Genomic DNA, 26,151 nt, shown 5'->3' with positions numbered 1-26,151 from the left:
CGACATGTGGGGTATCCGGTGTCCGAAGCGTTACGGCTGATGCATGTACACGCTCATCCCGACGACGAGTCCAGCAAGGGGGCGGCGTCCACCGCGCGCTACGTGGCCGAAGGTGTCGACGTTATGGTCGTGACCTGCACCGGCGGTGAGCGCGGCTCCATTCTCAACCCGAAGATGGACCGTCCCGACGTCCTGGCCAACATCAGCGAGATCCGCCGGCAGGAGATGGACGCGGCGCGCGAGATCCTGGGCATCAAGCAGGAGTGGCTCGGGTTCGTCGACTCCGGGTTCCCGGAGGGCGATCCTCCGCCGCCGCTGCCGGACGGATGCTTCGGACAGATGCCCGTCGAGAAGGCCGCCGGGCCGCTGGTCGAGTCGATCCGCCGGTTCCGCCCGCACGTCGTCACCACGTACGACGAGCGCGGTGGCTATCCGCATCCCGACCACGTGATGTGCCATCAGGTCAGCGTGGCCGCCTTCGACGCGGCCGGCGACGCCGAACAGTATCCGCACGCCGGTCCTGCGTGGCAGCCGGCGAAGCTCTACTACCACCACTCCTTCCACCGCCGCCGGATGATCGCGTTGCACGAGGAGATGCAGCGCCGCGGTCTGTCCTCGCCGTACGCGGACCGGCTGGCCGAGTGGCAGCCGGACCCGGCCTGGGACAACCGCGTCACCACCAGGGTCGAGTGCGCGGAGTACTTCCCGGTGCGCGACCGTGCGCTGCTGGCGCACGCCACCCAGATCGACCCGGACGGCCCGTGGTTCGACGTCCCGCTCGAGGCCCACCAGGCCGCGTGGCCCACGGAGGACTACGAGCTCGTCCGCTCTCACGTCGGACGGGAGCTGCCCGAGGACGACCTGTTCGCCGGACTGCGCTCGACGGTGGGAGACTGGACGGGTATGAGGGGCGCATCGTGAGCACGGCAGCCGTCAGCGCGGCCGAATCGTCCGACTTCAACGCCGGACCGGGCCTGTTCGGCTTCCTCGTCCTGGCGTTCCTGATCGTGGCTCTGGTGCTGCTGTACCGCAGCATGCGCAAACAGATGCGCAAGGTCGACTTCGACCAGGAAGGGCTCACCGACGAAGAGCGGATGCGCGGCCAGCACGACCAGCGCGACCAGCGCGGCCAGCGCGACCGGCCCGACCAGGGCCCCGGCGCAGGACGTTCGTAACGCTCGCGAACCGCGTCCCCCGTCGCCCCACGTGCGACGCCGTCGTGGACCCGTCCATGGGTTGATCGAACAGTTCGGCGTTTCGAGGGTCAGCCGTGACGCGCGGTCGGCTGGACGGGATGCGTCGCGGCGCTGAGAACCGAGTCGAGTAGTCCCGGAAAACGCGCGTCGAGCTCCGCGTGTCGCAGCCTGACCCACCGTTGCCTGCCGTGCACGACGGTGCGGGTCACACCCGCTTCGCGAAGCACCCGGTAGTGGTGCGACATGGTCGATTTGTGGACATTCACGTCGGCATTGATGTCCGTGCACTTCTCGCTGCCCAGGCTGGCGAGCCGCGCCACCAACGCCAGCCGGACCGGGTCCGCGAGGGCGTCCAGGACGTCGACCAGTCTGATCTCGCCTGCCGGAGGTTCCCAGGGCACGTTCACTCGATCTCCTCCCAGAGCTCAGAAGGTACCGGATCCGTAGACGGTTGGACAATCATCCAACACTTGTTTAGTTTGATCGCTGTCCAACCAAATCGGCGAGCGTGGGGTCGAGACGATCGATGGCCAGTGGTACGAGCGTTTCACCGAACGCGAATCGGACGCGTTCCGGCAACACCCTCCTGGTGTGGAGTCTGCTGGTGGTGGCGGCGAACCTCCGCCCGGCCCTGACCGGCGTCGGGCCGTTGCTGGATCGTGTGCAGGCGGAACTGGCGCTGACGCCGGCCGTGGCGGGTCTGTTGACCACGCTTCCGTTGGTGGCGTTCGCGGTCGTCTCTCCGGTGGTCCCGCGACTGGCCGCGCGATGGGGGCCCGAGCGACTCCTCGGGGGTGCGCTCGTGGTCCTGGCCGTCGGAGTGGCGGTCCGTTGGGTGCCGGCGGCGATCGCTCTGTTCGGGGGAACCGTGCTGATCGGAGCAGGAATCGCCGTGGGCAACGTGTTGCTTCCGAGCCTGATCAAGCGCGACTTCCCGACCAGGGTGGGACTGTTGACCAGCGCGTACGCCGCGGTGATGGGAGGAGTCGCCGCGGTGGCATCCGGGGTGGCGGTGCCGATCAGCCGGGCCGTTCCTGGCGGCTGGCACACCGCGTTGGGCTGTTGGATCGTGCTCGCGCTCACGGCGATCGTGCTTTGGCTTCCGCAGCTGCGGACGCCGCGGCCACGCTCGGAGGCGGTCCACACGCGCCGATTGCCGTGGGGGTCGGCACTGGCGTGGGCGGTCACGGCGTTCATGGGGTTGCAGTCGCTGGGCTTCTACGTCGTCGTCACGTGGTTGCCTCAGGTCTTCCGGGACAGCGGAGTCACTGCGGGTGACGCGGGATGGCTGCTGTTCCTGTTCCAGGCGGTCGCGGTGGCGACCGGTCTGGTGATGCCCACCATGCTGCGGCGGGCCCGTGACCAACGCGCGGTGGCGATGCTGAGCTCCGCGGTCTCGCTGGTTGGCTATCTCGGCTTGGTGGCGGCGCCGGGGTGGGCACTGCTGTGGAGTGTCGTCCTCGGTCTCGGCGGCGGAGCTTGCCTCGTACTCGCGTTGGCCTTCCTCAGTCTGCGCGCCGAGGACGCGATCGCGGCGGGCGCGCTGTCCGCCATGGCGCAGTCGATCGGGTATCTGGTCGCCGCGGCGGGACCGGTGGCTTTCGGACTACTGCACACCGTCAGTTCCGGCTGGCAGGCACCGATCATGCTGATGTGCGTCGCCGCAGCCGGTCAGGTGGTGGTCGCGACGGTGGCCGGCCGGGGCACGGTCCGGCCGACACGTCCTTGATCATCAACGATCGTCCCCACCATGGCGTGGCGAATAGTTGATGATCACGGCATGGCGGCCGAGTCCGGAGCTGCTCGGGAAATTGCCGCAGGAGCGTGACACGCTGGGCGTATGGCGAACAGGCTTCAGGACGCACTCAGCCCGTACCTACGCCAGCACGCCGACAACCCGGTGGACTGGTGGCCGTGGGGTGACGACGCGTTCGCCGAAGCGCGCCGCCGCGACGTGCCGGTGCTGCTCAGCGTCGGCTATGCGGCGTGCCACTGGTGTCACGTCATGGCGCACGAGTCGTTCGAGAGCGACGAGATCGCCGCATACATGAACGAGCACTTCGTCGCGGTGAAGGTGGACCGGGAAGAGCGCCCCGACGTCGACGCCGTCTACATGGAGTCGGTGCAGGCGCTGACCGGGCAGGGAGGCTGGCCGATGACGGCGTTCCTCACCCCCGACGGCCGCCCGTTCTACGCCGGCACCTACTACCCGCCGCGGCCGCACCCGGGCATGCCCTCGTTCCCGCAGGTGCTGCAGGCCGTGGTGCAGGCGTGGGAGCAGCGCCGTGGCGAGGTGACCGAAGCGGCCGGACAGATCGCCGACAGTCTCACCGGCGTCCGGCTGGCCACCGGCGAGCAGGCGCCGTCGACGCAGCGCCTCGACGCCGCCGTGGCCCGGCTGTCCGCCGAGACCGATCCGTACGCGGGCGGTTTCGGCCAGGCGCCGAAGTTCCCGCCGTCGATGGTGCTCGAGTTCCTGCTGCGTCACCACGCACGCACCGGCGATCCGGAGACGCTGCGGATCGTCGACACGACCTGCGAGCGGATGGCGCGCGGCGGTATCTACGACCAGCTCGGCGGTGGTTTCGCCCGGTACAGCGTCGACCATGCCTGGGTCGTGCCGCATTTCGAGAAGATGCTCTCCGACAACGCGTTGCTGCTGCGGGTCTACGCCCACTGGTGGCGAGCCACCCGTGCGCCGACGGCCGAGCGAGTGGTCCGCGAGACCGCCGGGTTCCTGCTGCGTGAGCTGCGCACCGCCGAGGGCGGGTTCGCCAGCTCGCTCGACGCCGACTCGCCGCCGAACGAGGGCGCCGCGCCCGCCGAGGGCGCGTTCTATGCCTGGACACCGGCCCAGTTGCGGTCGGTACTGGGCGAGGAGGACGGCGCATGGGCGGCGCAGCTGCTCCGGGTCACCGAGGAAGGCACGTTCGAGCACGGCGCGTCCACACTGCAGCTGCCCGACGAGCCCGACGATCCCGACGGGGCGGGGCGTTGGCGGCGGATCCGCGACGAGCTGTACGCGGCACGTGAGCAGCGGCCGCGGCCCGGGCGCGACGACAAGGTCGTGGCAGCGTGGAACGGCCTCGCGGTCGCGGCACTGGCCGAAGCCGGTGCGCTGTTCGCCGAGCCGGGGTGGATCGAAGCGGCGTCGCGCTGCGCCGACCTGATCGAGCAGACACACGTCGACGAGCGAGGGCGGCTGCGCCGGGTCTCCCGTGACGGCGTCGCCGGCGACAGCCCCGGTGTGCTCGAGGACTACGCAGACGTCGCGGAAGGCATGCTCGCGCTCGTCTCGGTGACCGGGAACGCGTCCCGGTTGGCGGCGGCTCAGCGGCTGCTGGACGTCGTGCTCACCGAGTTCCGTGACCCGGACAGCGGCTTCTTCGACACCGGCGCCGACGAGACCGACCCGCGGCTCGGCGGGTTGCGCCGTCCGCAGGACCCGACCGACAACGCGGTGCCGTCCGGCTGGTCGGCAGCAGCGGGTGCCCTGGTCACCGCGGCCGCCTACACCGGAAACTCCGAGTATCGCGCGGCGGCGGAGGAGGCGTTGCGGATGTACGACGCGCTGGCCGCCCGCGCGCCCCGCTTCGCCGGCTGGGGCCTGGCGGTCGCCGAAGCCGTCGTCGCCGGCCCGGTCGAAGTGGCCGTGGTCGGTGAACCCGCGGATGCGCGGACCGCCACCTTGCACGCGGCCGCGATGCGGCACCCGTCGCCGGGCGCGGTCGTCGTCGCCTCCGGTCCGGAACCGGACGGCGAGGACGCGGCGATCCCGTTGTTGCGGGGACGCGGCCCGCTCGACGGTGCGCCGGCGGCGTACGTCTGCCGGGGTTTCGTGTGTGACCGGCCGACGTCCGACGCGGACGAGATGATCAGCCAGATGTCCGCTGCCGCACCGGGATGACGGCCGCGGCAGCCGCGCCGGCGTCAGGCGCTGGCGACGGCTCCGGCGCCGAAGGCCGCGAGCCAGATGCCGACATGGTGACTGGCGAAGCCGGCGAGTGTGAACGCGTGGAAGACCTCGTGGAACCCGAACCAGCGCGGTGAGGGGTTGGGCCGCTTCATGCCGTAAACCACCGCTCCGAGCGTGTACATCAGCCCGCCGACGATGATCAGCGTGACGACCGCCGCCCCGCCGTGAGTGGCGAACTGCGGCAACCAGAACACCGCCGCCCACCCCAGCGAGATGTAGATCGGCACGTACAGCCAGCGCGGCGCGCTCACCCAGAACACGCGGAAACCCACGCCGAGCAGGGCACCCACCCACACCAGGCTGAGCAGGATCTGCGCCTGTCGCTGTGGCAGCAGGAGCAGGGTGAACGGCGTGTACGTGCCGGCGATGATCAGGAAGATGTTGGCGTGGTCGAGCCGTCGCAGCGCCGCCTGCGCGCGTGGCGACCAGTGCCCGCGGTGGTAAATGGCGCTGATGCCGAACAGCAGCGCCGCGGTGGCCGTGTAGATCGCCGCGCTGACCCTGACTTCGAGGGACGGCGCGACGATGACGAGCAGTAGCCCGGCGACGACCGCCACCGGGAAGGTCGCCGCGTGCAGCCAGCCGCGCAGCCTGGGCTTGACCGCGGCGACCGCCTCGCGGATGGGGCCTTCGGTGGACATGGCACCCACGGTAGTGGAAGAGGTGTCGCGGATGTCACGTTCTCCCGTTCTTGTGGGAGTAGTCTTTCGTGCGTAGGCCGTGTCCGAGTGCGGTGGATGCGTCCGGGTGGCCGCGAGCTATGGTCCGGCCATCACCGTGGTCAGGCGATGCTGGAGGTGCAGCGGTCGATGGGTCTGTCCGACCTCGTCTACCGACTCTACGAGCGGCGTATCCGTCGGCGACTGGACCGGTCTCGGGTACCGGGGCACGTGGCCGTCCTGATGGACGGCAACCGCCGCTGGGCACGTGCGTTCGGCGCGCCGACCTCCAGCGGGCACCAGGCCGGCGCCGAGAAGGCGCGCCAGTTCCTCGGCTGGTGCGACGACCTCGACGTCAACGTCGTCACGCTGTGGATGCTGTCGACGGACAACCTGCACCGCTCCGAGGACGAGCTGGTCCCGTTGCTCGGCATCATCGAGAACCTCGTCGACGACATCGCGTCGACGGGGCAGTGGCGGGTGCATCCGGTGGGCGCGCTGGACCTGCTGCCGGACCGTACGGCGACGGTCATCAAGCAGGCCGCCGACCGGACGCGTGACGTGGACGGCATGCACGTCAACGTCGCCGTCGGATACGGCGGCCGGCACGAGATCGCCGACGCGGTCCGCGCGCTGCTGCACGAGCACGCCGCACAGGGCGCCTCGCTCGAGGAGGTCGCCGAGACCATCACCGTCGAGGGCATCGCCGAGCACCTGTACACGAAAGGCCAGCCGGACCCGGACCTGGTGATCCGCGCCAGCGGTGAGCAGCGCCTGTCCGGGTTCATGATGTGGCAGAGCGCGAACTCGGAGTACTACTTCTGCGAGGCGCTCTGGCCGGACTTCCGGCAGGTCGACTTCCTGCGCGCAGTGCGCAGTTACACCGAGCGCGAGCGCCGCTTCGGCCACTGACGCCGCGACCTGCACGCCGAAACGTCACGACGCCCCTGCGCGGCCCCATCGGAGCCCGCGCCGGGGCGTCACCGGGATCGTCGGTGTCAGCAGCACCTCCATCGACCTGCACCCCGCCGAATTCGAGGTGAACGAGTTCGAGGTGACGATGTTGCGTGTCGAGAGGTGGACCGACGATCCGCCGGGAACGACCGACCCCGCCACCGAAACGTGACGGGGTCGGCGCGCGTCAGTTGCCGAGAACGGTCTTGACTAGTGTCAGCGCGATGAAGCCCAGGATTGCCCAGACGAGGAACCGGTAGATCGACTGGGCCACGTTGCCGGACATCGCCGTGTCCGAGTCGTGCCGCGCGGTGCCGCTGGGGAGCGCGGCACGGGAGTCGGTGTGCGGGCTGTGCGGGTGTGTCGAAGACATGACTGGTGTCACCGATCCGACGAGGTGGAGGGGATGGGGGTGTATCCGAGATGGGTGCTCAGCGTCGCGTACACCGAACAGGGCCGCCGGTCGTGGCGGCCGGCCCACCGAAGCCGCGACTTGGGGCGGCAGGTGGTGCACTGGCCGTGCTCGTCGACGTCGTGAGACTGGTGCAAAGCGACGACGGCGCCGACGACCCGGAGCAGCCGCTCGGCGGCCTGCCGGTCGAGGACGGCTTCGCCGGTCAGGATGGTGTCGGCGATCCGCTGTAGTTCGTCGTCGACCATCCGGTGCTGGGCGGGCGGGCCGCTGCCGGCATCGGCCGGCAGCGGCCCGGTACCTGTCGCCGCATCCCCGGAACGCGGCGACAGGTCGTCCTCGTCCGCCCAGTCGAACTCGCCGTCCTTGACGCCGGCCGCGAAGGCCTCCATTTCGGCGCGGGTGTAGACCAGCGCCGGGCCCTGCGGGTCCCGCGAGTTGCGGACGGCGACCTCGCCTCCGGGTAGCTCGGCCACCTCGACGCAGTGGTCTTGTGTGTCACTGTGCGAACTCTTCCGCCATGGTCCGGCGGTCGAACTCGCCGACTGCATGCCGTTGAAGATCGCGTCCACGAGAACCGTCACCCTTCCCTGCACGTCCCGAGTGGGAACTGCGACTGCACATGCATCAAGATCCACCGAACGTAGCACGCCCAGCCGCAGGTGTGAATGCACATGCAGAAAATCCGCGCATCTGATTGTGCGAACGAACTGATCCGACCGACGGCAGGGCGCTGACGTGCGAAAACGTAGGTCGCCTTGAACGAATTCAGCGCTGCGAACGTACCGATGACTCGATACGGTCACAGCGCTGAATCGGAGCCGTCGGGCTCGAACGGATGGCCGCGCCAAGCGCTTGCGTCGACCGCGCGCACCGCTTTCGGTGACGCGCGGCGACCACGGCCGGCGGTGGTCCGTTCTCAGTGAGCCCAGTCGAACTCGCCGTCCTTGACGCCGGCCGCGAAGGCCTCCATCTCGGCACGGGTGTAGACCAGGGCAGGTCCCTGAGGGTCGCGGGAGTTGCGCAGGGCGACGTCGCCACCCGGCAGGTGGGCGACCTCGACGCAGTTGCCCTGTGCGCCGCTGTACGAGCTCTTCCGCCACGCGGCGCCCGGGACCTGCTCTGCCGGCATGCCGTTGAAGATTTCGTCCATGATGACCTCCACATTCGTGCATCCCCAGCGGGGATGCTTCTGCATGTGCATTGAATTATGCAGTCGAACCTAGCACGAGCGAACGCAGGTGTGAATGCATATGCAGAAATTCGTGCATGAGAACGTGCGATTGAACGTGACCATTCATATGAAAGCAACCAGGAGCCGACAAAACGGACGACCGGTGAACCGGCCGTCCGTTCAGGGGTGGCTCAGAGGATCGTGACGATCCTGGGCACGTCAGATCTCGGCGCGCCTCTTCGCGATGTAGTCGCGGCTCTCGTCGGGCGTCATGGAGTCGACAGCGAGCCTGTCGATCGCGCGCCCGTAGGACTCGACGTCCTTGACCTGGTCGAGGTAGATGCTGCCGGTGAGGTGCTCTACGTACACGATGGTGGGCAGCTCGCTCTCGGCGAAGCGCAGGATGGTGAACGAGCCCTCGGCCGCGTAGCCGCTGTTCACGTACGGAAGGATCTGCAGCGAGACGTTCGGGATGTCGCTTGCCTCGAGCAGCGACCCCAGCTGGGCCTTCAGGACCGCGGGCCCGCCGATGGGGCGAAAGAGCACGGACTCGTCGATGACCGCCCACAGCCGCGGCGCGTCCGGGCGCGCCAGGTTCTTCTGTCGCCGTAGCCGAAGCTGCAGACGCTGTTCGACCTCCTCGCCGGACTGCATGCCGCCGTGCTCGAAGACCGCGGTGGCGTAGTCCTGCGTCTGCAACAGGCCGGGGACGAACTGCAGCTCGTAGGTCTGGATGCGGGCCGCGGACTCCTCGAGTCCGACGTAGTCGGTGAACCAGGTCGGGATGACGTCCGAGTAGCGGTGCCACCAGCCGGGCTGGCTGGACTGCTTCACCATCTCGAGGAACGCCTCGCGCTCGGCGGGGTCGTCGACGCCGTACATGGTCAGCAGGTCGGCGACGTCACGTTCCTTGAATCCGACGCGGCCGAGCTCGATCCGGCTCATCTTCGACTCCGAGCTGCGGATCTGGTACCCGGCGTCGGCGCGTGAGACGCCCGCGCTCTCGCGCAGCCGGCGTAGCTGTGCACCGAGCACCATGCGCCGGGCGGTAGGGGCGCCGGACTGTGCGCCGTCACCAGCCTTGTCCGCAGGACTCATCGTCATCATCGGACCTTCCATCTTCTAGATCGCCCGCGAGGCTTCCGCCCACGCGTTGACCTCCGGGGCGGGTCAACGCAAATCTCCTCGCAGGTCCCCTCTCAAGACCGTACACGCGCAGAATCAACCGTCAAGATCTTGGAGGTCTCGTTGTATCGGTGATCAAGTGCCTCTACGCTACGTACCGTCATATCGACGCTCGACACGTAGTAGTGAGGCCAGATGTCCGGTCTTGAACCCCAATCCGCCGTTCGCGTTCCCGTCGGCGTCGACCCCACGCGAGCGAGCATCGCTCGGGTGTACGACGCGACTCTCGGCGGCAAGGACAACTACGAGATCGACCGCGAGGTCGTGCAGCGGGTCGCGGAGGCCGCGCCACGGCAGAGTGACGTGGCCAGGATGAACCGGCGCTGGCTGATCCGCGTGGTGACGTACCTGGCCGGGCAGGCCGGCATCGACCAGTTCCTCGACGTCGGCGCCGGGCTGCCGACCGTCGAGAACACGCACGAGGTCGCACAGCAGCGCAACCCGGATGCGCACGTCGTGTACGTGGACAACGACCCGGTCTGCAACGTCTACGGCCGGGCGCTGCTCGAAGAGAACCTGTACACGCACTTCGTCGCCGCCGACCTCACCGAACCGGACACGCTGCTGGCCCACGACGACGTCAGGCGGCATCTCGACCTGACCCGGCCGATCGCGCTGATCCTCTGCGGCATCCTGCATCACGTGGACGACGACCTCGACCCCGCCGGAATCATGCAGCGTTACATCGACGGTCTGCCGTCCGGCTCGTACGTCGGCATCACACACTTCTGGGATCCCGCGGACGGTTCCGAGGCCCACAAGCTGGCGAAAGAGCTCGAGCACCGTTTCACCGCCCTGGGCCTGGGGTCCGGCTGGTACCGCACCCGCGACGAGATCGCCTCCTACTTCGGAGATCTCGAGATGCTCGAGCCGGGCCTGGTCGAGCTCGACGACTGGTGGCCGTCCGGTCCGCAGCTGCGTGAGCGGTTCACCGAGGAGCGGCTGCTGCTCGGTGGTGTCGGCCGCAAGGTCTAGGGCTACGTCGGCACTCCCGTTGAACACGGGGGTGGACTCCACGTCACCGGCGTGGTCATGTGTTCGGGAGGTGCTGACGACGGTCGTGTGGTCGGGCCGGCGAGTCGAGTGCATGGGGGACGGCGCGTCACCGCTGCTTCAACCAGACATTCATCCACGTACTCTCGATCGGACAGTGATACTCGATGACGATCTATGACGACCTGTCGAGCCAGGGCCTTCGTGACGACCGGTGGACCTTCCTGGAGATTCCACAGCCTGGCGCGGATCCGTGGCGTTACGCCGAACCCCACGCGGTGACGGAGGTCGACGACGGTGTCCTCTCGATCACCGTCGAGACGTTCACCAGGTCGCACTCGGACGTGCAGATCCTCGACAACCCGAAACACCTGCTGGTGTCGGTCGACAGCTTCGACGTGACGGCCGGGCCGCGGACGTTCTCGGTGGACATGTCGGCGGAGAACCTCGGGGCCACCGGCGAGGACTACCGTGACGGGTTCGCCGCGTTCAACGTCCTCGAAATGGCGACGGGGCGCGTGTTCGACCTGGCTGCCACCAGCCAGCAGCCCTACGCCATCCACGAGCGACTGTTCGTTCCGGGGATGATCCCGCAAGAGGAGGCGTTCACCCACATGGTGCACGCCCCGCTGAGCGGTCTCGACTTCAAGCCGCACCAGTTTCACCACTACGCCATCAGCTTCGACCCCGGCGCCGGCACGGTGACGTGGGCGGTCGACGACACCGTCGTGTACTCGACCGGCTCGGCCACGATGCCGTCCACGGTGCAGATCGGGTTCGGCATGTTCACGCTGCACCCGATCCGGGACGGACGGAGCACGTCGCTGCGCGGGCAAGGGCTTCGTGGTCGCTGGCGCAACTTCGTCGTCGACTGAGCGAGTCGGACCGGGCGCGTCGGCTGGTCGGCCGCCGCTTTCCGTGTGTGGTCTCCCGCCCGATGGGGCGTTCGGTCCAGACTTGCTGTCAGCGTATTGCCGTGCTGATCAACGGGATCTACGCTACCGGTGTTCCCGGTTCTCACCCGATGTCAAATGAGGCTGTATGTCCGATGTGACCCCCACGGCTGAGCGTGCGCCCGTAGGCGTCGACCCCAAGCGGGCGAGTGTCGCCCGTGTCTACGACGCGTTCCTCAACGGCAAGGACAACTACGAGATCGACCGTGAGGTCATGAACGGCGTGCTGAAGGTCGCGCCCGAGGCGCGCGATCTCGCCACCGAGAACCGTAACTTCCTGATCCGAGCCTGCCGTTTCATCGCGCTGCAGACCGGGATGACCCAGTACCTCGACTGTGGCTCGGGTCTGCCTTCGGCCGAGAACATCCACCAGGTGGTGCAGCGGCTCGACCCCGAGGCGCGCGTCGTCTACATCGACAACGACCCCGTGGTGCTGGCGCACGGCAAGGCCCTGCTCGAAGAGAACGAGTACACCCACTTCGTCCCGGCGGACATCTTCGACCCGCAGTCGATCATCGGCCACGAGGTCGTGCGCAAGTACATCGACTTCACCAAGCCCATGGCGTTCCTGCAGCTCGGCACGTTGCACCACTACGAGGGCGCGGCCGAGCGGCCGAAGGAGATCATGAAGGAGTTCATCGACGCGCTGCCGTCGGGCTCCTACGTGGCGATCAGCCACTTCCTCGACCCGGAGAACGAGTACTCCCCGGTCGCCCGGAAGATGGAGGAGATGTTCCGGCACAGCGCCATGGGGTCGGGAACCTTCCGTACGCTGCCCGAGATCGAGGAGCTGTTCGACGGGCTCGAGATGATCGAGCCGGGGGTGACGCGGTGCGCCGACTGGTGGCCCGACGGTCCTCGCATCGCGCCGCTCAACCAGGCCCAGCACTGCATCGCCGGGGGCGTCGGGCGCAAGCCGTGACACTCGCGTCGCCGCGGAAACACACCGTTCACGTGTCGTTCAGGCGTGTCCTGTCGCGCTGATCGCCTCCGGCGGTAGCCTGGGTCGTGACGGTCGGTGAGTAGCCGGCCGTCCGGGAGGCCCGTCCTACGTGCTGCTACCTAGGCGCGAACGGAGGGCCGGCACCCGGCCCAGTGGGCCCGGTCCCGGTTCTCCGCGCGACACAGACGCCTGAGCCGTCAGGGTGCACTCAGGCGTGAGGGAGACGGACGTGGCCGCTTCCAGGAATCAGACCCGCCGCAGCAGTGCCACCGAGCGCGAATCCGCTCACCTGACCCACACGTACGTGCTCGACACGAGCGTGTTGCTGGCCGATCCGTACGCGATTCTGCGCTTCGCCGAGCACGAGGTCGTCCTGCCGATCGTCGTCGTCACCGAACTCGAGGCGAAACGGCACCATTCGGAACTCGGGTTCTTCGCCCGGTCCGCGTTGCGTCTGCTCGACGAGCTACGCACCGAGCACGGCCGACTGGACGTCCCACTGCCGGTCGGCGACGACGAGGGGACCGTACGGGTCGAGCTGAACCACGGCGACCCGGAGGTGCTGCCCGCAGGCTTTCGCCTCGGCGACAACGACTCCCGGATCCTCGCCGTCGCCCTCAATCTGGCCGCCGAGGGTGCCGACGTCACGTTGGTGTCCAAGGACCTGCCGATGCGCGTCAAGGCGTCGTCGGTCGGGCTGGACGCCGACGAGTACCGGGCCGAGTCGGTCGTCGAGTCCGGGTGGACCGGCATGGCCGAGGCCGAGGTGGCCGGTGCGGAGCTCAGCGAGCTGTACGAGCACGGCTCCATGGACCTCGACGAGGCGCGCGAGCTTCCGTGCCACACCGGTCTGGTGTTGCACAGCGAGAACGGCAGCGCGCTGGGCCGGGTCACGCCCGACAAGCGGGTGCGGCTGGTCCGGGGCGACCGTGAGGCGTTCGGCCTGCACGGACGTTCCGCCGAGCAGCGCATAGCGCTCGACCTACTGCTCGACACCGAGGTCGGCATCATCTCCCTCGGCGGGCGCGCCGGCACCGGCAAGTCCGCTCTCGCACTGTGCGCCGGTCTCGAGGCGGTGCTCGAGCGCGGGCTGCACAAGAAGGTCGTCGTCTTCCGGCCGCTGTACGCCGTGGGCGGGCAGGATCTGGGGTATCTGCCCGGCAGCGAGTCGGAGAAGATGAACCCGTGGGGGCAGGCGGTCTACGACACGCTCGGGGCGCTCACCACGCAGGACGTCATCGACGAGGTCGTCGCCCGCGGGATGCTCGAGGTGCTGCCGCTGACGCACATCCGCGGCCGCTCGCTGCACGACTCGTTCGTCGTCGTCGACGAGGCGCAGTCTCTCGAGCGGAACGTGCTGCTGACGGTGTTGTCCCGGATCGGAAGCAACTCCCGCGTGGTACTCACCCACGACGTCGGCCAGCGCGACAACCTCCGGGTCGGGCGGCACGACGGGGTGGTCGCCGTCGCGGAGAAGATGAAGGGGCATCCGCTGTTCGCGCACATGACGCTGACCCGGTCCGAGCGCTCTCCGATAGCGGCTCTGGTCACCGAGATGCTGGAGGAAGTACCGCGCTGACCGGCGACGACGTGCGGCGCGACGGCCGTTGACCGGCACCGGGGTGGCGGTGATCATTTATCATCTCACCCCGGTGGGTGGTCAAGCTCACGTCGTCACGATTTGGTATCAATAGACCGGTTCTTGCACGGTGATGGGGCCCGACAGAAAGGTCCACACCCGTGCATCGACGAAGCCGGTACAGACGCCGGACACTCGCCGCACTCGGCTTCCTCGCCTCAGTCGTCGCGCTGGCCGCACTACTGACCGGCGGAATCGTCGAGTCGTCCACCCCGCGGTCGGACGTGGCGGGAGCCCGTGCTGAACCGAAGACCCAGACCGAGACCGAGGATTCAGCGCAGAAGGACGCCCCGTCCCTCGGGGAGTCACTGAAGGAGGCGGCCGAGGCGCAGGTCCGGGCGGAGGCCAAGGCCGAAGCCGAGCGCAAGGCGCGTGCCGAGGCGAAGGCCGAAGCCGAGCGCAAGGCTCGGGCGGAGGCGAAAGCCGAGGCGGAGGCCGAAGCCGAACGGAAGGCCGAGGCCAGGCGCGAGGCCGAGGCCCAGCGCGAGGCCGAGGCCGAGCGTCGCGCGGCGGCCGAGCGTGAGGAGGCCGCCGAAGCTGCTGCCAGGTCGGCCGAGCGTGCCGAGAGCGATCCGCGGGCCGTCGCCCGTGAGCTGATGGCGGACTACGGCTGGGGCGAGGAGCAGTTCTCGTGCCTCGATCAGCTGTGGACCCGTGAGTCCAACTGGGACTACACCGCCGAGAACCCGACGTCGGGTGCGTACGGCATCCCGCAGTCGCTTCCACCGGAGAAGATGGCCGAGTTCGGTGAGGACTACCGCACCAACCCGATCACCCAGATCGAGTGGGGCCTGTCCTACATCGACGACACTTACGGCACGCCGTGCAGCGCATGGTCGCACTCGGAGGCGACCAACTGGTACTAGAACCGGCTCGACCCCGCTGATCATCGGCAGTTTCCGGTCACATAGGCCGGAAACTGCCGATGATCATGGGGAGGTGGTGGTCATGGGTGGGTCATCCGGAGCACGTCCAGGGCTTCGTCGAGCTGTGCCTCGGTCAGCTGGCCGTCCTCGATGTACCCGCGTTCGACGACCACCTGCCGGATGGTCTTGCGTTCGGCGAGCGCCTGCTTGGCGACCTTGGCGGCCTCCTCGTAACCGATGTAGCGGTTGAGCGGAGTGACCACGGACGGCGAGGACTCGGCGTACTCGCGGCAGCGCTCCTCGTTGGCCTCGATGCCGCTGACGCAGCGGTCGGCGAACAGCCGCGAGATGTTCGTCAGCAGCCGGACGGACTCCAGCACGTTGCGCGCGATGACCGGCAGCATCACGTTCAGCTCGAAGTTGCCGGCCGAGCCCGCGAACGTGACGGCGGCGTCGTTGCCGACGACCTGGGCGCAGACCATGCACAGCGCCTCGGGGATGACCGGGTTCACCTTGCCCGGCATGATCGACGAGCCGGGCTGCAGGTCCGGCAGCGCGATCTCGGCGAACCCGGCGCGCGGGCCGGAGCCCATCCAGCGGACGTCGTTGGAGACCTTGTTCAGCGACACCGCGATGGTGCGCAACTGACCCGACAGCTCCACCAGGCCGTCGCGCGCGCCCTGGGCCTCGAAGTGGTTGCGGGCCTCGGTGAACGGCAGCCCGGACTCCGCGGCGAGGCGCTCGATGACCGCGGCGGCGAAACCCGGCGGGGTGTTGATGCCGGTGCCGACGGCGGTGCCGCCGAGCGGGACCTCGGCGACACGGGGCACGGTGGCCTCGAGACGTTCGATGCCGTGGGCGACCTGCGCGGCGTACCCGCTGAACTCCTGGCCGAGGGTGACCGGGGTGGCGTCCATCAGGTGGGTGCGGCCGCTCTTGACCACCGCGCCGAACTCCGCGGCCTTGCGCGACAGCTCGCGCTCGAGGTGCTGCAGCGCCGGCACGAGGTCGTTCACCACGGCCGCCGTCGCGGCGACGTGGATGGCCGTGGGAAACACGTCGTTGCTGGACTGCGACGCGTTGACGTCGTCGTTCGGGTGCACGGCCCGGCCGAGGCGCTCGCCGGCGAGGGTGGCGATGACCTCGTTGGCGTTCATGTTGCTGGACGTGCCGGAGCCGGTCTGGAAGACGTCGACGGGGAAGTGGTCGTCGTAGTTCCCGCGGGCGACGTCGTCGGCAGCGGCCCGCACGGCCTCGGCGACGTCCGCGTCGAGCACGCCGAGATCGGCGTTGGCCGCGGCCGCGCCGGCCTTGACGGATGCCAGCGCATGCACGAGCGACCGCTCCACGGGTGTGCCCGAGACCGGGAAGTTCTCGACCGCCCGCTGGGTCTGTGCGCGGTACTTCGCCGTCGCCGGAACCCGCACCTCGCCCATCGTGTCGTGTTCGACGCGGTACTCCTGCTCGTTGGATCCCACTGGTCGCGCTCCGTTCCCTCGCTCGCTCGGAGCACCATCATGGCGTGCCGAGCCACGCACCCGCCGCGGGGGTCACCGGTGTGGTGCACCTGATCGCGATTTGCGCACCTGATCGCGTTCGCACCGGCGATCAGGTGACCGGAGCCGTGCCGCGTCGGCGGTGATGACCGTACGCTGTCACCTGATCATCTCCACGATGTGAACGGGGAACGATCAGGTGACTGCAGAGCCGTTCAGAGGGCTCGGACGTCACCTGATCATCGTCAGACGTGCCAGGAGTGGCATCGTCAGACGTGTCAGGAGCAGCTCCGCCAGACGTGTCAGGAGCGGCTCCGTCAGCCGTGCCAGGAGCGACGGGGCGCGCGGCCACACGCGACCCCAGGGGTCAGCCGGACGGGAGGCGCGAGCGGGCCTGCGCGACGGCGTCGTCGTGCACCTCGCGCGCCGGCCGGCCCAGGCGCCGGGCGGCGGCGCTGACGTCGTCGAACTCCGGCGCCACGGTCACCACCGTCCCGTCGGCCTCGGCGAGCTTGACGCGGACCGTCACGTCGCCGACCAGGACGTCGACCCACCGTCGCTGCAGCGGCTGCCGCGCCACCGGATGCCAGCGCACGCCCAGGGTGCCGCCTTCGCGGTACAGCTCGTCGCGCAGCCGGGCGAGCGCGGACGGCGGCGCCAGCGCGGTGAGCGTCCACCCCTGCCGCCCCTTCTTCATCAGTGCCGGCACCGCCCACGCGTCGTGCGCGCCGTTCTCGCGGAGCCGGTCGAGCACGTAGGGCACGAGCTCCGGGCTGAGATCGTCGACCGTCGCCTCGATCAGCAACGCGGATTCGGCCTGCCCGGGCTGGTCGACCTCGCCGACCAGCAGCGTCAACGTGCTCGTGCCGTGGGTGCGCGGGGTGGCGGCACCGGTGCCGACGCCGGTCAGTTGCAGCGGCCCGAGCGGGGCCGGGGTGCTCAGCCGGGCCAGCAGCGCCGCACCGGTCGGGGTGGTCAGCTCACGCGTGGACCCGCCCTCGACCACGGTGAATCCGGTGAGCAGGTGCCGGACCGCGGGCGGCGGCACGGCCACCCGGCCGTGGTCGGTGTCGATGCTGCCCGAGCCCACTGCGACGCGGCCGGTGGTCAGCCGGTCGAGGCCGAGGTCCAGCACGCCGGCGCAGGCGGCGACGATGTCGGCGGCGGTGTCCGGATGGCCCAGCTCGTGGAAGTGCACGTCCGCGAGGTCGCTGCCGTGCGCGGCCGCTTCGGCCGACGCGAGCGTGCGGTAGACGTCGAGCGCGAGGCGCAGCACGGGTTCGGGCGTGCTCGCGGCCGAGAACGCCGACTCCACGTCGGTGAGCCGGCGCAACCGGCGCGTGTCGTCGGGGACGCGGACCTCGACGCGGGTGGCGGCGAGGCCGTGCTCACGGATCGGCAGGGTGACCAGCTCGATGCCGCCGAGCCCGAGACCGTCGACGGCCTCCTGCAGCGCCTCCGGCCGCGCGCCCGCGTCGACCAGTGCGCCGAGCCACATGTCGCCGGCGATGCCCTGTTCGCACAGCAGGTGCCCGGCCCTCACCCGGCACCCCCGCGGGTGCGCAGGATGCGCCGGGCGACCATCGCGGCGCCGAAGCCGTTGTCGATGTTGACCACGCTGACCCCGGGGGCGCAGGACGAGAGCATGGTCAGCAGGGCGGCCACGCCGCCGAACGACGCGCCGTAGCCGACGCTGGTGGGCACCGCCACGACCGGTTGCGAGACGAGCCCGGCCAGCACGGTGGGCAGGGTGCCCTCCATGCCGGCGACGGCGACGACGACGTCGGTGTCGGTCAGCGTGCGCGCGGCGGCGAGGGTGCGGTGCACGCCGGTGACGCCGACGTCGGTGACCATCCGCACCTCGACGCCGAAGGCGCCGAGCACCCCGGCGCACTCGCGCGCAACAGGCAGGTCTCCGGTGCCGCCGGTGGCGACGGCGACGGTGCCGGGCGTGCCGGCGCGCTGCTCACCGGCCGGCACGACGACGAGCCGCGCGGCCTCGTCATAGTCGGCGTCGGGGACGACACCGCGCACGGCCGCGGCGTGTTCGGCGTCGGCGCGGGTGACCAGGACAGGGCTGCTGCCGCCGTGCAACGCGGCGACCGCTTCGGCGCACTGTGCGGGCGTCTTGCCCGTCGCGAGCACCACCTCCGGCTCGCCGGTCCGCTCCGGCCGGCCGTGGTCCGGCCAGACGTCGTCGGAGCGGCCGAGCCACGAACCGACCGTGGCGGCGGCGGACTCGGCGCTGACGTCGCCGCCGGCGACGGCCTTCAGCAGCCGCTCGAGGTCTTCGGGCGATGGGTACACTGGCACGCGTCCGGGACTCCAGCGAAGGGGCAACTGATCGACGATGCTGAGCATACCCAGCCCCGATCTGGGCGTCGCCCCTGGTCGACTGGGCGTTCTGCGCGACATCGTCGCGGGCCTCGACTCGGTGGTCATGGGGCTGTCCGGCGGCGTCGACTCCAGCCTGCTCGCGAGCGTGTGCCGTGACGTGCTCGGCGCCGACCGCTCGCTCGCCGTCATCGCCCGTTCCCCGTCGCTGCCCAGTGGAGAGCTCGAGGCGGCGCTCGACGTCGCCGCTGCCATCGGCATCGAGACCCGGGTCGTCGACACCGACGAGGTCACCGACACGCGTTACGCCGCGAACCCGCGGAACCGGTGCTACTTCTGTCGTGACGAGCTGTTCGGCCGGCTGGAGGCGGTGGCCGCCGAGCTCGGTTTCGCCACCGTCGCCTACGGCGAGATCGCCGACGACGCCGGCGACCACCGCCCGGGCCGGGCCGCGGCGCTGCAGCACGGCGTGCGCGCGCCGCTGCGCGAGGCCGGTCTGGACAAGACGGCCGTGCGCGAGCTGGCCCGCGAGCTGGACCTGCCGGTGTGGAACAAGCCGGCCATGGCCTGCCTGGCCTCCCGAATCCCGTACGGCGACCAGGTCACCGAGGACAAGCTCCAGCAGGTCGACCGGGCCGAGCGGGTGCTGACCGACCTCGGCTTCCGGCAGGTGCGGGTCCGTCACCAGGGCGACGCCGCGCGCATCGAGGTCGAACCCGACGACGTCGCCGCGGTCGTCGAGCAGGCCGACGCGGTCGCCGACGGATTGCGCGACGCGGGGTTTAGCCACGTCACGGTCGACCTCGACGGTTATCGGCAGGGGAGCATGAACTCCTCGGCCGGTCGGCGTCTGCTCCCGCTGGCCTGAGAGTGTCGACCGGCCGTGGACGTAACCCTGGTTTGCCTTCGCCGGCCGGTGGCGGCATGCTGATGTCCGATATAGAACAAACTTTCGTTTTTTGGGGGCCGGATGGGTGCTGACATCGTCGAAGGCGGCCCCGTCGACGAGAACGGTCGCGACGACGGCGGGCACGGCGAGCACGGTGCGCATCTGGCCGGTCAGCACGTGCTGCTCACCGGCGCGACCGGTTTCCTGGGGCAAGCCACACTCGAGAAGCTGCTGTCTGGCTACCCCACGACGCGGGTGTCGGTGCTCATCCGCCCGCGCGGCAGCATGTCCGGTGCGGACCGGCTGCGCAAGCTACTGCGCAAGCCAGTGTTCGCGCGCTGGCGCGAGCGGGTCGGCGCGGACGAGGTCGACCGGATCGTGGCCGAGCGGGTCACCGTCATCGAGGGTGACCTGAGCGCGGTGCGCGACCTGCCGGCCGACGTCGACGTCGTCATCCACGGCGCGTCGACGGTCTCGTTCGACCCACCCATCGACGAGGCGTTCGACACGAACGTCACCGGAGTCGTGACGCTGTACGAAGCGCTGGCCGCCGCCGGCGCCGATCCGCATGTCGTGCACGTGTCCACCGCCTACGTCGCAGGCGTCCGCAAGGGCGTCGTCGCCGAGGCGAGCCTGACCCACGACGTCGACTGGCGAGCCGAGGCGGCCGCGGCCGAGAGCGCGCGCGCCCAGGTCGAGACCGCGTCCCGGCGTCCCGAGGTGCTGCGCAAGGTGATGGCCGAGGCGCGGGCCGAGCACCGCAAGGCCGGCCCGCAGGCCGTCGTCGAGTCCGCCGAGCCCGCCCGTGTCGATTGGGTGCACAAGCGGCTGGTCGACTACGGCCGCACCCGTGCGCAGAGCCTCGGCTGGCCGGACGTCTACACGCTGACCAAGGCGCTGGGCGAGCGGGCCGCCGAGCAGATGTGGGGACACACCGGGCACCGGCTGTCCATCGTCCGCCCGGCCATCGTCGAGAGCTCGCTGCGCTATCCGTACCCGGGGTGGATCGACGGGTTCAAGATGGCCGACCCGCTGATCATCGCCTACGGGCGCGGCATCCTGCCGGAGTTCCCGGGGCTGCCGGACAGCGTGCTGGACCTCATCCCGGTCGACTTCGTCGTGAACGCGATCCTGGCCGCGGCCGCGTCGCCGCCACCGCCGGCCGAGCCCGGCTACTTCCACGTCAGCTCCGGGGCGCGCAACCCGCTGCCGTTCCGCGGCATGTACGAGAACGTGCACGCCTACTTCAGTCGGCACCCGATGCCTGACAGCGAGCGCGGGCACATCCAGGTGCCGTCGTGGCGTTTCCCCGGCACCACCCAGGTCGAGCGGATGCTGCGCACGGGCGAGCGGGCGGTCGAACTCGCCCAGCGGACGCTGATGCGGGTGCCGGCCTCCGACCGCACGCGGACGTGGATGCGCTCGGTGCACCGCCGCCAGCAGGACCTCGAGGTGCTGCGCACGTACGCCGACCTGTACCAGGCCTACACCCAGGCCGAGGTCATCTACGACGACAGCCGCACCCGCGCGCTGCACGACGCGCTGCCGGCCGAGCGCCGCGAGGTGCACGGTTTCGACGCCGCCGAGATCGACTGGGAGCACTACCTGCAGGAGGTGCACTTCCCCGGGGTCACCGCGTCGATGCGGGCGTTCTCGTCCCGGCCGCGTTCCAAGGGCAGCGCCGATGACGCACTGCCCGAGCGGACCGACGTGGCCGCGGTGTTCGACCTCGAGGGCACCGTGGTCGCGTCCAACACCGTCGAGCAGTACGTCTGGGTCCGCCTGGCCGGGACGCCGCGTTCGGAGTGGACGCGCGAGCTGACCGACCTGGTGCGGTCGCTGCCGCGCTACATCCTGGCCGAGCGGCGCGATCGCGGTGACTTCATCCGCACGTTCATGCGGCGCTACGAGGGCGTGGACGAGGCGGAGCTGCGCCGGCTGGTGGCCGACTCGGTCGGCGACGCGCTGCTGCAGCGGACCATGCCCGAGGCGATCCGGCGCATTCGCGAGCACCGCGCCGCCGGGCACCGCACCGTGCTGATCACCGGCACCATCGACGTGCTGGTCGAGCCGATCGCGCCGCTGTTCGACGAGGTCGTCGCCGGTCGCATGCACAGCCGCGACGGGGTGTGGACCGGCTACCTGGACAGCCCGCCGCTGGTGGACGAGGCGCGCGCGGCGTGGCTGCGCCGGTACGCCGAGAACACCGGTGTCGACCTGTCGAAGTCCTACGCCTACGGCGACAGCTACTCCGACCGTGCCTGGCTCGAGCTGGCCGGCAAGCCCAACGCGGTGAACCCGGACCCGGCCCTGTACCGGCACGCCAAGCGCAAGCACTGGAAGGTCCAGAACTGGGGTCAGCACACGCGTGGCAGGCTCGACGCGCTGACCGGCAGTGTCTCGTCGGAGGTGAACCGGTGATCCTGTCCCTGGAGTACCGGCACTCGCCGGCGCGCTACCTGGCGTCCCGGACCGTCACGGCGACGAAGGCGGGCAGCCGCCTCGCCGGGATGGTCGCGGGGAACATGTCGCCGCTGCGGCTGATCAACCTGGCCGCGCCGGTTCCGCCGGACGAGGGCTGGACCCGGGTGGCGCCGCGGCTGTCCGGCATCTGCGGCTCCGACCTGGGGCTGCTGATGGGCCGCTCGTCGCCGTACTTCTCGTCGCTGTCGTCGACGCCGTTCGTGCCGGGCCACGAGGTGGTGGGCGAGACGCTTGACGAGCTGCCGGACCTGCCGGCGGGCTCGCGGGTGGTGCTCGACCCGGTGCTGTCGTGCGAGCCGCGTGCCATCGAGGCGTGTCAGTGGTGCGCGAGCAACCGCGAGAGCCGCTGTGACCACGTCACCACCGGAGCGATCTCGCCGGGCGTGCAGACCGGCAGTTGTGCCGAGACCGGCGGCGGATGGAGCCGGCAGTTCGTGGCGCACCGCAGCCAGCTGCACCCGGTTCCGGACTCCCTGGACGACGAGCGCGCCGTGCTGGTCGAGCCGCTCGCCTGCGCCGTGCACGCCGCGCGGCGGGTGCCCGTCCCCACCGGGGCGTCGGTCGTGGTCATCGGCGCCGGGACGGTCGGGCTGATGACGCTGCTCGCGCTGCGCGAGATCGCCCCGACGTCGCCGATCCACGTCGTCGCCAAACACGGCCACCAGCAGGAACGCGCACTCGCACTCGGCGCGACGGCGGTGCACGAACCGTCGCGCGCGGCCCGGGCGCTGCGGCGTTCCACCAAGGCGCGGATGCACAGTCCCGAGTGGGGCGCGGAGTTCCTGCTCGGCGGTGTGGACGTGGTCTTCGAGTGCACCGGCGGCGCGGCGGGCCTGGACACGGCATTGCGCCTGACCCGCGCCGGTGGCACCGTCGTGGTGTCCGGCATGCCGTCGGGCAACGTGGACCTCGCGCCGCTGTGGTTCCGTGAACTGCAGCTGGTCGGTGCGTACGCTTCCGACTCCGGGGGCCCGGACGAAGTCGCGCGGCGTTCGGACTTCGACGAGGCGATCGAGCTGGCGGGTGCGGCGCCGTTGGACGGCTGGGTGGAGCCGCCGTATCCGCTGCGGCGCTGGCGTGAGGCGCTGTCTCATGCTGTCGACGCCGGCAAGCTCGGCAGCGTCAAGATCGCGTTCGCCCCGGGCAAGGACTGAGGAGGGCCATGCGAGACCGAACGGTGAGAGGGGGCCGGAGGCCTCCTCGAGCCTTCGGTGCCGGACCGGCGCCGAAGATCGACGTGGGGTCACGCTCGCTTGGGCCGACTCGTCGGCAAAGATCCGCGGAGGAGTTTTCGAATGAGTAGGCCAGGCTTCGTCCTCACCGTCGACGAACGGACGCCGCCGCTGCTGATGCACGAGGGCGAGGGGTTCCGGCTCGAGCGGCTGCCGTTGGGCACCCGGGTCGTCTACCCTCCGGACTCGCTGAAGCCGCTGCGCAACGTCGACGCGCACATCCAGCATGCGCTGCTGAACCCGCTGGGCAGCGAGCCGCTGCCGGAGCTGCTGCGCCCGGACATGCGGCTGACCATCGTCTTCGACGACCTGTCGCTGCCGTTGCCGCAGATGCAGACGCCGGACGTACGCCAGCGGGTCATCGAGCACGTGCTCGAGCTGGCCGCCGCGAACGGTGTCGACGACGTCGAGCTGATCGCCGCGAACGCGCTGCACCGCCGGATGACCCCGGCGGAGCTCAAGCGGGTGGTGGGCGAGCGGGTGTTCCGCTCGTTCTTCCCCGAGCGTCTCGGCAACCACGACGCCGAGGACAGTGCCAACATGGTCGAGATCGGCACGACGAAGCACGGCGAGGTCGTCGAGCTGAACCGGCGGGCCATGGAGAGCGACCTCATCGTCTACGTGAACCTCACCACGACGCCGATGAGCGGCGGGCCGAAGTCGGTGTCGGTGGGCCTGGCCAGCTATCGCAGCCTGCGCCATCACCACAATGTGCACACGCTGCGGCACTCGCGCTCGTTCAACGACCCGCCGAACTCGGCGATGCACCACTCCTACGAGCGGATGGCCGACCTCGTCGGCGACCACGTCAAGGTCTTCACCGTCGAGACGACGCTGAACAACGACACCTTCCCGTCGTCGACCGGGTTCCTGAACAAGCGCGAGTGGGAGTGGAACGTCGCCGACCAGGCGAGCTACCTGGCCGTCAAGCGCGGCAACGATCTGATGCCGGCGAAGGCCCGGCGCAAGGTCTGGCAGAAGACCGTCGCGCCGTACGGCGTCACCGGTGTCACGGCGGGGCGGCCCAGCGACGTCCATCCGGTGACGCTCGACAACGTCCACCGCCAGCAGCTCACCGAGGTCCAGGGCCAGGCCGACGTCGGGATCTTCGGGCTGCCCTACATCTGCCCGTACAACGTGAACTCGATCATGAACCCGATCCTGGTCATGTCGCTCGGGCTGGGGTACTTCTTCAACCTGTACAAGAACCAGCCGATCGTGCGCCAGGGCGGAACCGCGATCTTCTACCACCCGGTGCCGCACGAGTTCCATCCGGTGCACCACCCCAGCTACATCGACTTCTTCGACGAGGTGCTGACGCAGAGCACCGACCCGGCGGTGCTGGAGAAGAAGTACGAAGAGCAGTTCGCGACCGACCCCTGGTACATCCAGCTCTACCGCAAGAGCTACGCCTACCACGGTGTGCACCCGTTCTACATGTGGTACTGGGGTGCGCACGCGTTGGAGCACCTGAGTGAGGTGATCTTCGTCGGCGGCGACCGGCGCACGACGACGCGGATGGGCTTCAAGGCCGCGTCGACGCTGGCGGATGCGCTCGAGATCGCCTCGCACACGGTCGGGCGCAGCCCGTCGATCACCTACCAGCACGCGCCGCCGCTGGTCGTCGCGGACGTCCGCTGAGCGCACGGAGCCACGGAGCGTAGCCATGAGACGAAGGGGGTGGCGCGGATGTCCCAGCGCGCGAGCCTGAAGAACGAGTTGCGGATGCTGCGTCACGGCCGCGACTGGCGCGGACGCTCGACGGTGCCGCGCTCGGCCGACCCGTGGGTGCCCGAGAGCCGTCCGCGGGAGTTCTCGAACCACTGGGCACGTACGAAGGGCGCGGTGGCGGCCAGGGCGGTGCTGCGCGGCGGACTGCTCCGGCCGGTCACCTGGAGCCAGACCGCGCCGGTCGTCGAGGGCGTCGACCATCTGGAGAACGTGTCCGGGCCGGTGGTGTTCATCGCGAACCACTCCAGCCACCTGGACACACCGCTGATCGTCGGGTCGCTGCCGAAGCGCTTCGCCGACCGGCTGGCCGTCGGGGCGGCGGCGGACTACTTCTTCGACGCGCGATGGCGGGCCTTCACCTCGGCGCTGTTCTTCAACACCTTTCCGGTGGAGCGCTACGGCTCCGGGCGGCAGCGCAGCCGGACGGTCGAGCTGCTGGAGCAGAACTGGAGCCTGCTGCTGTTCCCCGAGGGCACGCGCTCCGAGGACGGCACCATGGGCGTGTTCAAGGCCGGCGTCGCGCAGCTGTGCGTGGCGAACCAGGTACCGGTGGTGCCGGTGGCGCTGCGCGGCGCGTACATGGCGATGCCGCGAGGGCGGAACTGGCCGGTACCGGGACGGCCGAAGGTGGCGGTGCGCTACGGCCGGCCGCTGTACCCGGCTGAGGGCGAGGGGTTCCGCGAGCTGCGGGACCGGATGACGCGGGCGGTGGCGCGCCTGGCCAACGAGGAGGACGTGGGCTGGTACCGCGCGATGCGCTCCGAGGTCGACCGCACCCTGCCGGTTCCGACCCGTCGTGCCGAGTCCGACGAGGTGAGCCGCTGGCGGCGGACCTGGGAGTCGACCCGTCCGCTCGAGGACCGCACCCGCCGCCGGGTGTGGACCTGGTGAATGATCACGTTCACCATGGAATTCCATGCGTCACCACCCTTGCAGGCCTGGCGGTGTCCATCGGTGTAAGCAACGGTCATGCTGCTGCCGGGTTGGCGAGCAGTTCGTCCAGCGCTTGGGCTGGGGTTTTCAGGTCGAGTGTAG

23 protein-coding genes and 1 pseudogene are annotated in these 26,151 nt (G+C 69.9%); 15 read left to right on the top strand and 9 right to left on the bottom strand.

Annotated features, from left to right (window positions below):
- Positions 1-18 precede the first annotated feature (18 nt).
- Together mca and CLV30_RS26745 are read left to right on the top strand one after the other, a co-directional pair.
- On the top strand, positions 19-921 hold the full coding sequence (gene mca / locus CLV30_RS23690) for a mycothiol conjugate amidase Mca (RefSeq protein ID WP_106539749.1): 903 nt from the start codon (positions 19-21) through the stop codon (positions 919-921).
- Positions 918-1,175: a hypothetical protein gene (locus tag CLV30_RS26745; RefSeq protein WP_165358635.1), complete on the top strand. Its 258-nt coding sequence runs from the start codon at positions 918-920 to the stop codon at positions 1,173-1,175. Before mca ends, CLV30_RS26745 begins: the two co-directional genes overlap by 4 nt.
- Before the next feature lie 89 nt (positions 1,176-1,264).
- Here the strand turns inward: CLV30_RS26745 and CLV30_RS23685 are convergent, their stop codons facing one another.
- Positions 1,265-1,603 (bottom strand): ArsR/SmtB family transcription factor, encoded by a 339-nt coding sequence (locus tag CLV30_RS23685; protein ID WP_106539717.1) that lies wholly within the window; start codon positions 1,601-1,603, stop codon positions 1,265-1,267.
- Between the two features lie 197 nt (positions 1,604-1,800).
- On the opposite strand from CLV30_RS23685, the gene CLV30_RS23680 reads away from it, so the two are divergent.
- A complete protein-coding gene (locus CLV30_RS23680) occupies positions 1,801-2,925 on the top strand; it encodes a CynX/NimT family MFS transporter (RefSeq protein ID WP_205740905.1) in 1,125 nt (374 codons plus the stop codon).
- 111 nt (positions 2,926-3,036) lie between these two features.
- Positions 3,037-5,103 (top strand): thioredoxin domain-containing protein, encoded by a 2,067-nt coding sequence (locus CLV30_RS23675; RefSeq protein WP_106539715.1) that lies wholly within the window; start codon positions 3,037-3,039, stop codon positions 5,101-5,103.
- A gap of 23 nt (positions 5,104-5,126) precedes the next feature.
- Here the strand turns inward: CLV30_RS23675 and trhA are convergent, their stop codons facing one another.
- Positions 5,127-5,813: a PAQR family membrane homeostasis protein TrhA gene (gene trhA / locus CLV30_RS23670; protein ID WP_106539748.1), complete on the bottom strand. Its 687-nt coding sequence runs from the start codon at positions 5,811-5,813 to the stop codon at positions 5,127-5,129.
- A gap of 168 nt (positions 5,814-5,981) precedes the next feature.
- Here trhA and CLV30_RS23665 point away from each other — a divergent pair, with 168 nt between their 5' ends.
- A complete protein-coding gene (locus CLV30_RS23665; RefSeq protein WP_106539747.1) occupies positions 5,982-6,743 on the top strand; it encodes an isoprenyl transferase in 762 nt (253 codons plus the stop codon).
- A gap of 229 nt (positions 6,744-6,972) precedes the next feature.
- Here CLV30_RS23665 and CLV30_RS23660 read toward each other — a convergent pair whose 3' ends face one another.
- The 4 genes and pseudogenes from CLV30_RS23660 to CLV30_RS23645 form a co-directional block, all read right to left on the bottom strand.
- Positions 6,973-7,158 (bottom strand): hypothetical protein, encoded by a 186-nt coding sequence (locus CLV30_RS23660; RefSeq protein WP_106539714.1) that lies wholly within the window; start codon positions 7,156-7,158, stop codon positions 6,973-6,975.
- Positions 7,159-7,547: 389 nt separating this feature from the next.
- Positions 7,548-7,748 (bottom strand): annotated as a pseudogene (locus CLV30_RS27970) (DUF397 domain-containing protein); the annotation flags it as partial.
- 368 nt (positions 7,749-8,116) lie between these two features.
- The gene (locus CLV30_RS23650) at positions 8,117-8,350 is read right to left on the bottom strand and encodes a DUF397 domain-containing protein (protein ID WP_106539746.1); all 234 of its coding nucleotides are present in this window, start codon (positions 8,348-8,350) and stop codon (positions 8,117-8,119) included.
- A 240-nt stretch (positions 8,351-8,590) separates the two neighbouring features.
- A complete protein-coding gene (locus CLV30_RS23645) occupies positions 8,591-9,469 on the bottom strand; it encodes a helix-turn-helix domain-containing protein (RefSeq protein WP_106539745.1) in 879 nt (292 codons plus the stop codon).
- 222 nt (positions 9,470-9,691) lie between these two features.
- Here CLV30_RS23645 and CLV30_RS23640 point away from each other — a divergent pair, with 222 nt between their 5' ends.
- The 5 genes from CLV30_RS23640 (at position 9,692) to CLV30_RS23620 (ending at position 14,950) form a co-directional block, all read left to right on the top strand.
- Entirely contained in the window at positions 9,692-10,531 is an 840-nt protein-coding gene (locus CLV30_RS23640) for an SAM-dependent methyltransferase (protein ID WP_106539713.1), read from the top strand.
- A 185-nt stretch (positions 10,532-10,716) separates the two neighbouring features.
- Positions 10,717-11,424, top strand: a complete 708-nt coding sequence (locus tag CLV30_RS23635) for a DUF6081 family protein (RefSeq protein WP_106539712.1) — start codon at positions 10,717-10,719, stop codon at positions 11,422-11,424.
- Positions 11,425-11,590: 166 nt separating this feature from the next.
- Positions 11,591-12,424, top strand: coding sequence for an SAM-dependent methyltransferase (locus CLV30_RS23630; protein ID WP_106539711.1), 834 nt, complete (start codon positions 11,591-11,593; stop codon positions 12,422-12,424).
- 310 nt (positions 12,425-12,734) lie between these two features.
- Complete coding sequence (gene phoH2, locus CLV30_RS23625; protein WP_205740911.1) at positions 12,735-14,024, top strand: RNA 5'-3' helicase PhoH2; 1,290 nt, start codon at positions 12,735-12,737, stop codon at positions 14,022-14,024.
- A gap of 161 nt (positions 14,025-14,185) precedes the next feature.
- Positions 14,186-14,950, top strand: coding sequence for an aggregation-promoting factor C-terminal-like domain-containing protein (locus tag CLV30_RS23620; protein ID WP_106539709.1), 765 nt, complete (start codon positions 14,186-14,188; stop codon positions 14,948-14,950).
- An 80-nt stretch (positions 14,951-15,030) separates the two neighbouring features.
- On the opposite strand, the gene CLV30_RS23615 is transcribed toward CLV30_RS23620, so the two are convergent.
- From CLV30_RS23615 to larB, 3 genes are all read right to left on the bottom strand, one after another.
- Positions 15,031-16,428, bottom strand: coding sequence for a class II fumarate hydratase (locus tag CLV30_RS23615; RefSeq protein ID WP_240723320.1), 1,398 nt, complete (start codon positions 16,426-16,428; stop codon positions 15,031-15,033).
- Between the two features lie 385 nt (positions 16,429-16,813).
- The gene (gene larC, locus CLV30_RS23610; RefSeq protein WP_106539708.1) at positions 16,814-17,989 is read right to left on the bottom strand and encodes a nickel pincer cofactor biosynthesis protein LarC; all 1,176 of its coding nucleotides are present in this window, start codon (positions 17,987-17,989) and stop codon (positions 16,814-16,816) included.
- Positions 17,986-18,759, bottom strand: a complete 774-nt coding sequence (larB, locus tag CLV30_RS23605) for a nickel pincer cofactor biosynthesis protein LarB (protein WP_205740907.1) — start codon at positions 18,757-18,759, stop codon at positions 17,986-17,988. Before larB ends, larC begins: the two co-directional genes overlap by 4 nt.
- Before the next feature lie 37 nt (positions 18,760-18,796).
- Here larB and larE point away from each other — a divergent pair, with 37 nt between their 5' ends.
- The 5 genes from larE to CLV30_RS23580 all read left to right on the top strand — a co-directional run bounded on the left by larE (position 18,797) and on the right by CLV30_RS23580 (position 26,007).
- A complete protein-coding gene (gene larE / locus CLV30_RS23600) occupies positions 18,797-19,648 on the top strand; it encodes an ATP-dependent sacrificial sulfur transferase LarE (protein WP_106539706.1) in 852 nt (283 codons plus the stop codon).
- A 102-nt stretch (positions 19,649-19,750) separates the two neighbouring features.
- Positions 19,751-22,090, top strand: a complete 2,340-nt coding sequence (locus tag CLV30_RS23595) for an HAD-IB family hydrolase (protein ID WP_106539705.1) — start codon at positions 19,751-19,753, stop codon at positions 22,088-22,090.
- Positions 22,087-23,307 carry a zinc-dependent alcohol dehydrogenase gene (locus tag CLV30_RS23590; RefSeq protein WP_106539704.1) on the top strand — a complete coding sequence of 407 codons (1,221 nt, stop codon included), beginning with the start codon at positions 22,087-22,089 and terminating at the stop codon, positions 23,305-23,307. Before CLV30_RS23595 ends, CLV30_RS23590 begins: the two co-directional genes overlap by 4 nt.
- Positions 23,308-23,448: 141 nt before the next feature.
- Positions 23,449-25,026 (top strand): NPN-dependent hydroxyacid isomerase, LarAH14/15/16 family, encoded by a 1,578-nt coding sequence (gene larAH / locus CLV30_RS23585; protein ID WP_106539703.1) that lies wholly within the window; start codon positions 23,449-23,451, stop codon positions 25,024-25,026.
- Positions 25,027-25,074: 48 nt separating this feature from the next.
- Complete coding sequence (locus CLV30_RS23580; RefSeq protein WP_106539702.1) at positions 25,075-26,007, top strand: lysophospholipid acyltransferase family protein; 933 nt, start codon at positions 25,075-25,077, stop codon at positions 26,005-26,007.
- The last annotated feature ends 144 nt before the right edge of the window (positions 26,008-26,151 follow it).

The sequence above is a fragment of the Haloactinopolyspora alba genome (assembly GCF_003014555.1).
GTDB lineage: Bacteria > Actinomycetota > Actinomycetes > Jiangellales > Jiangellaceae > Haloactinopolyspora > Haloactinopolyspora alba.
Note: the sequence above shows the minus strand (reverse complement) of the source record. Positions and strands in the feature narration are given on the sequence as shown.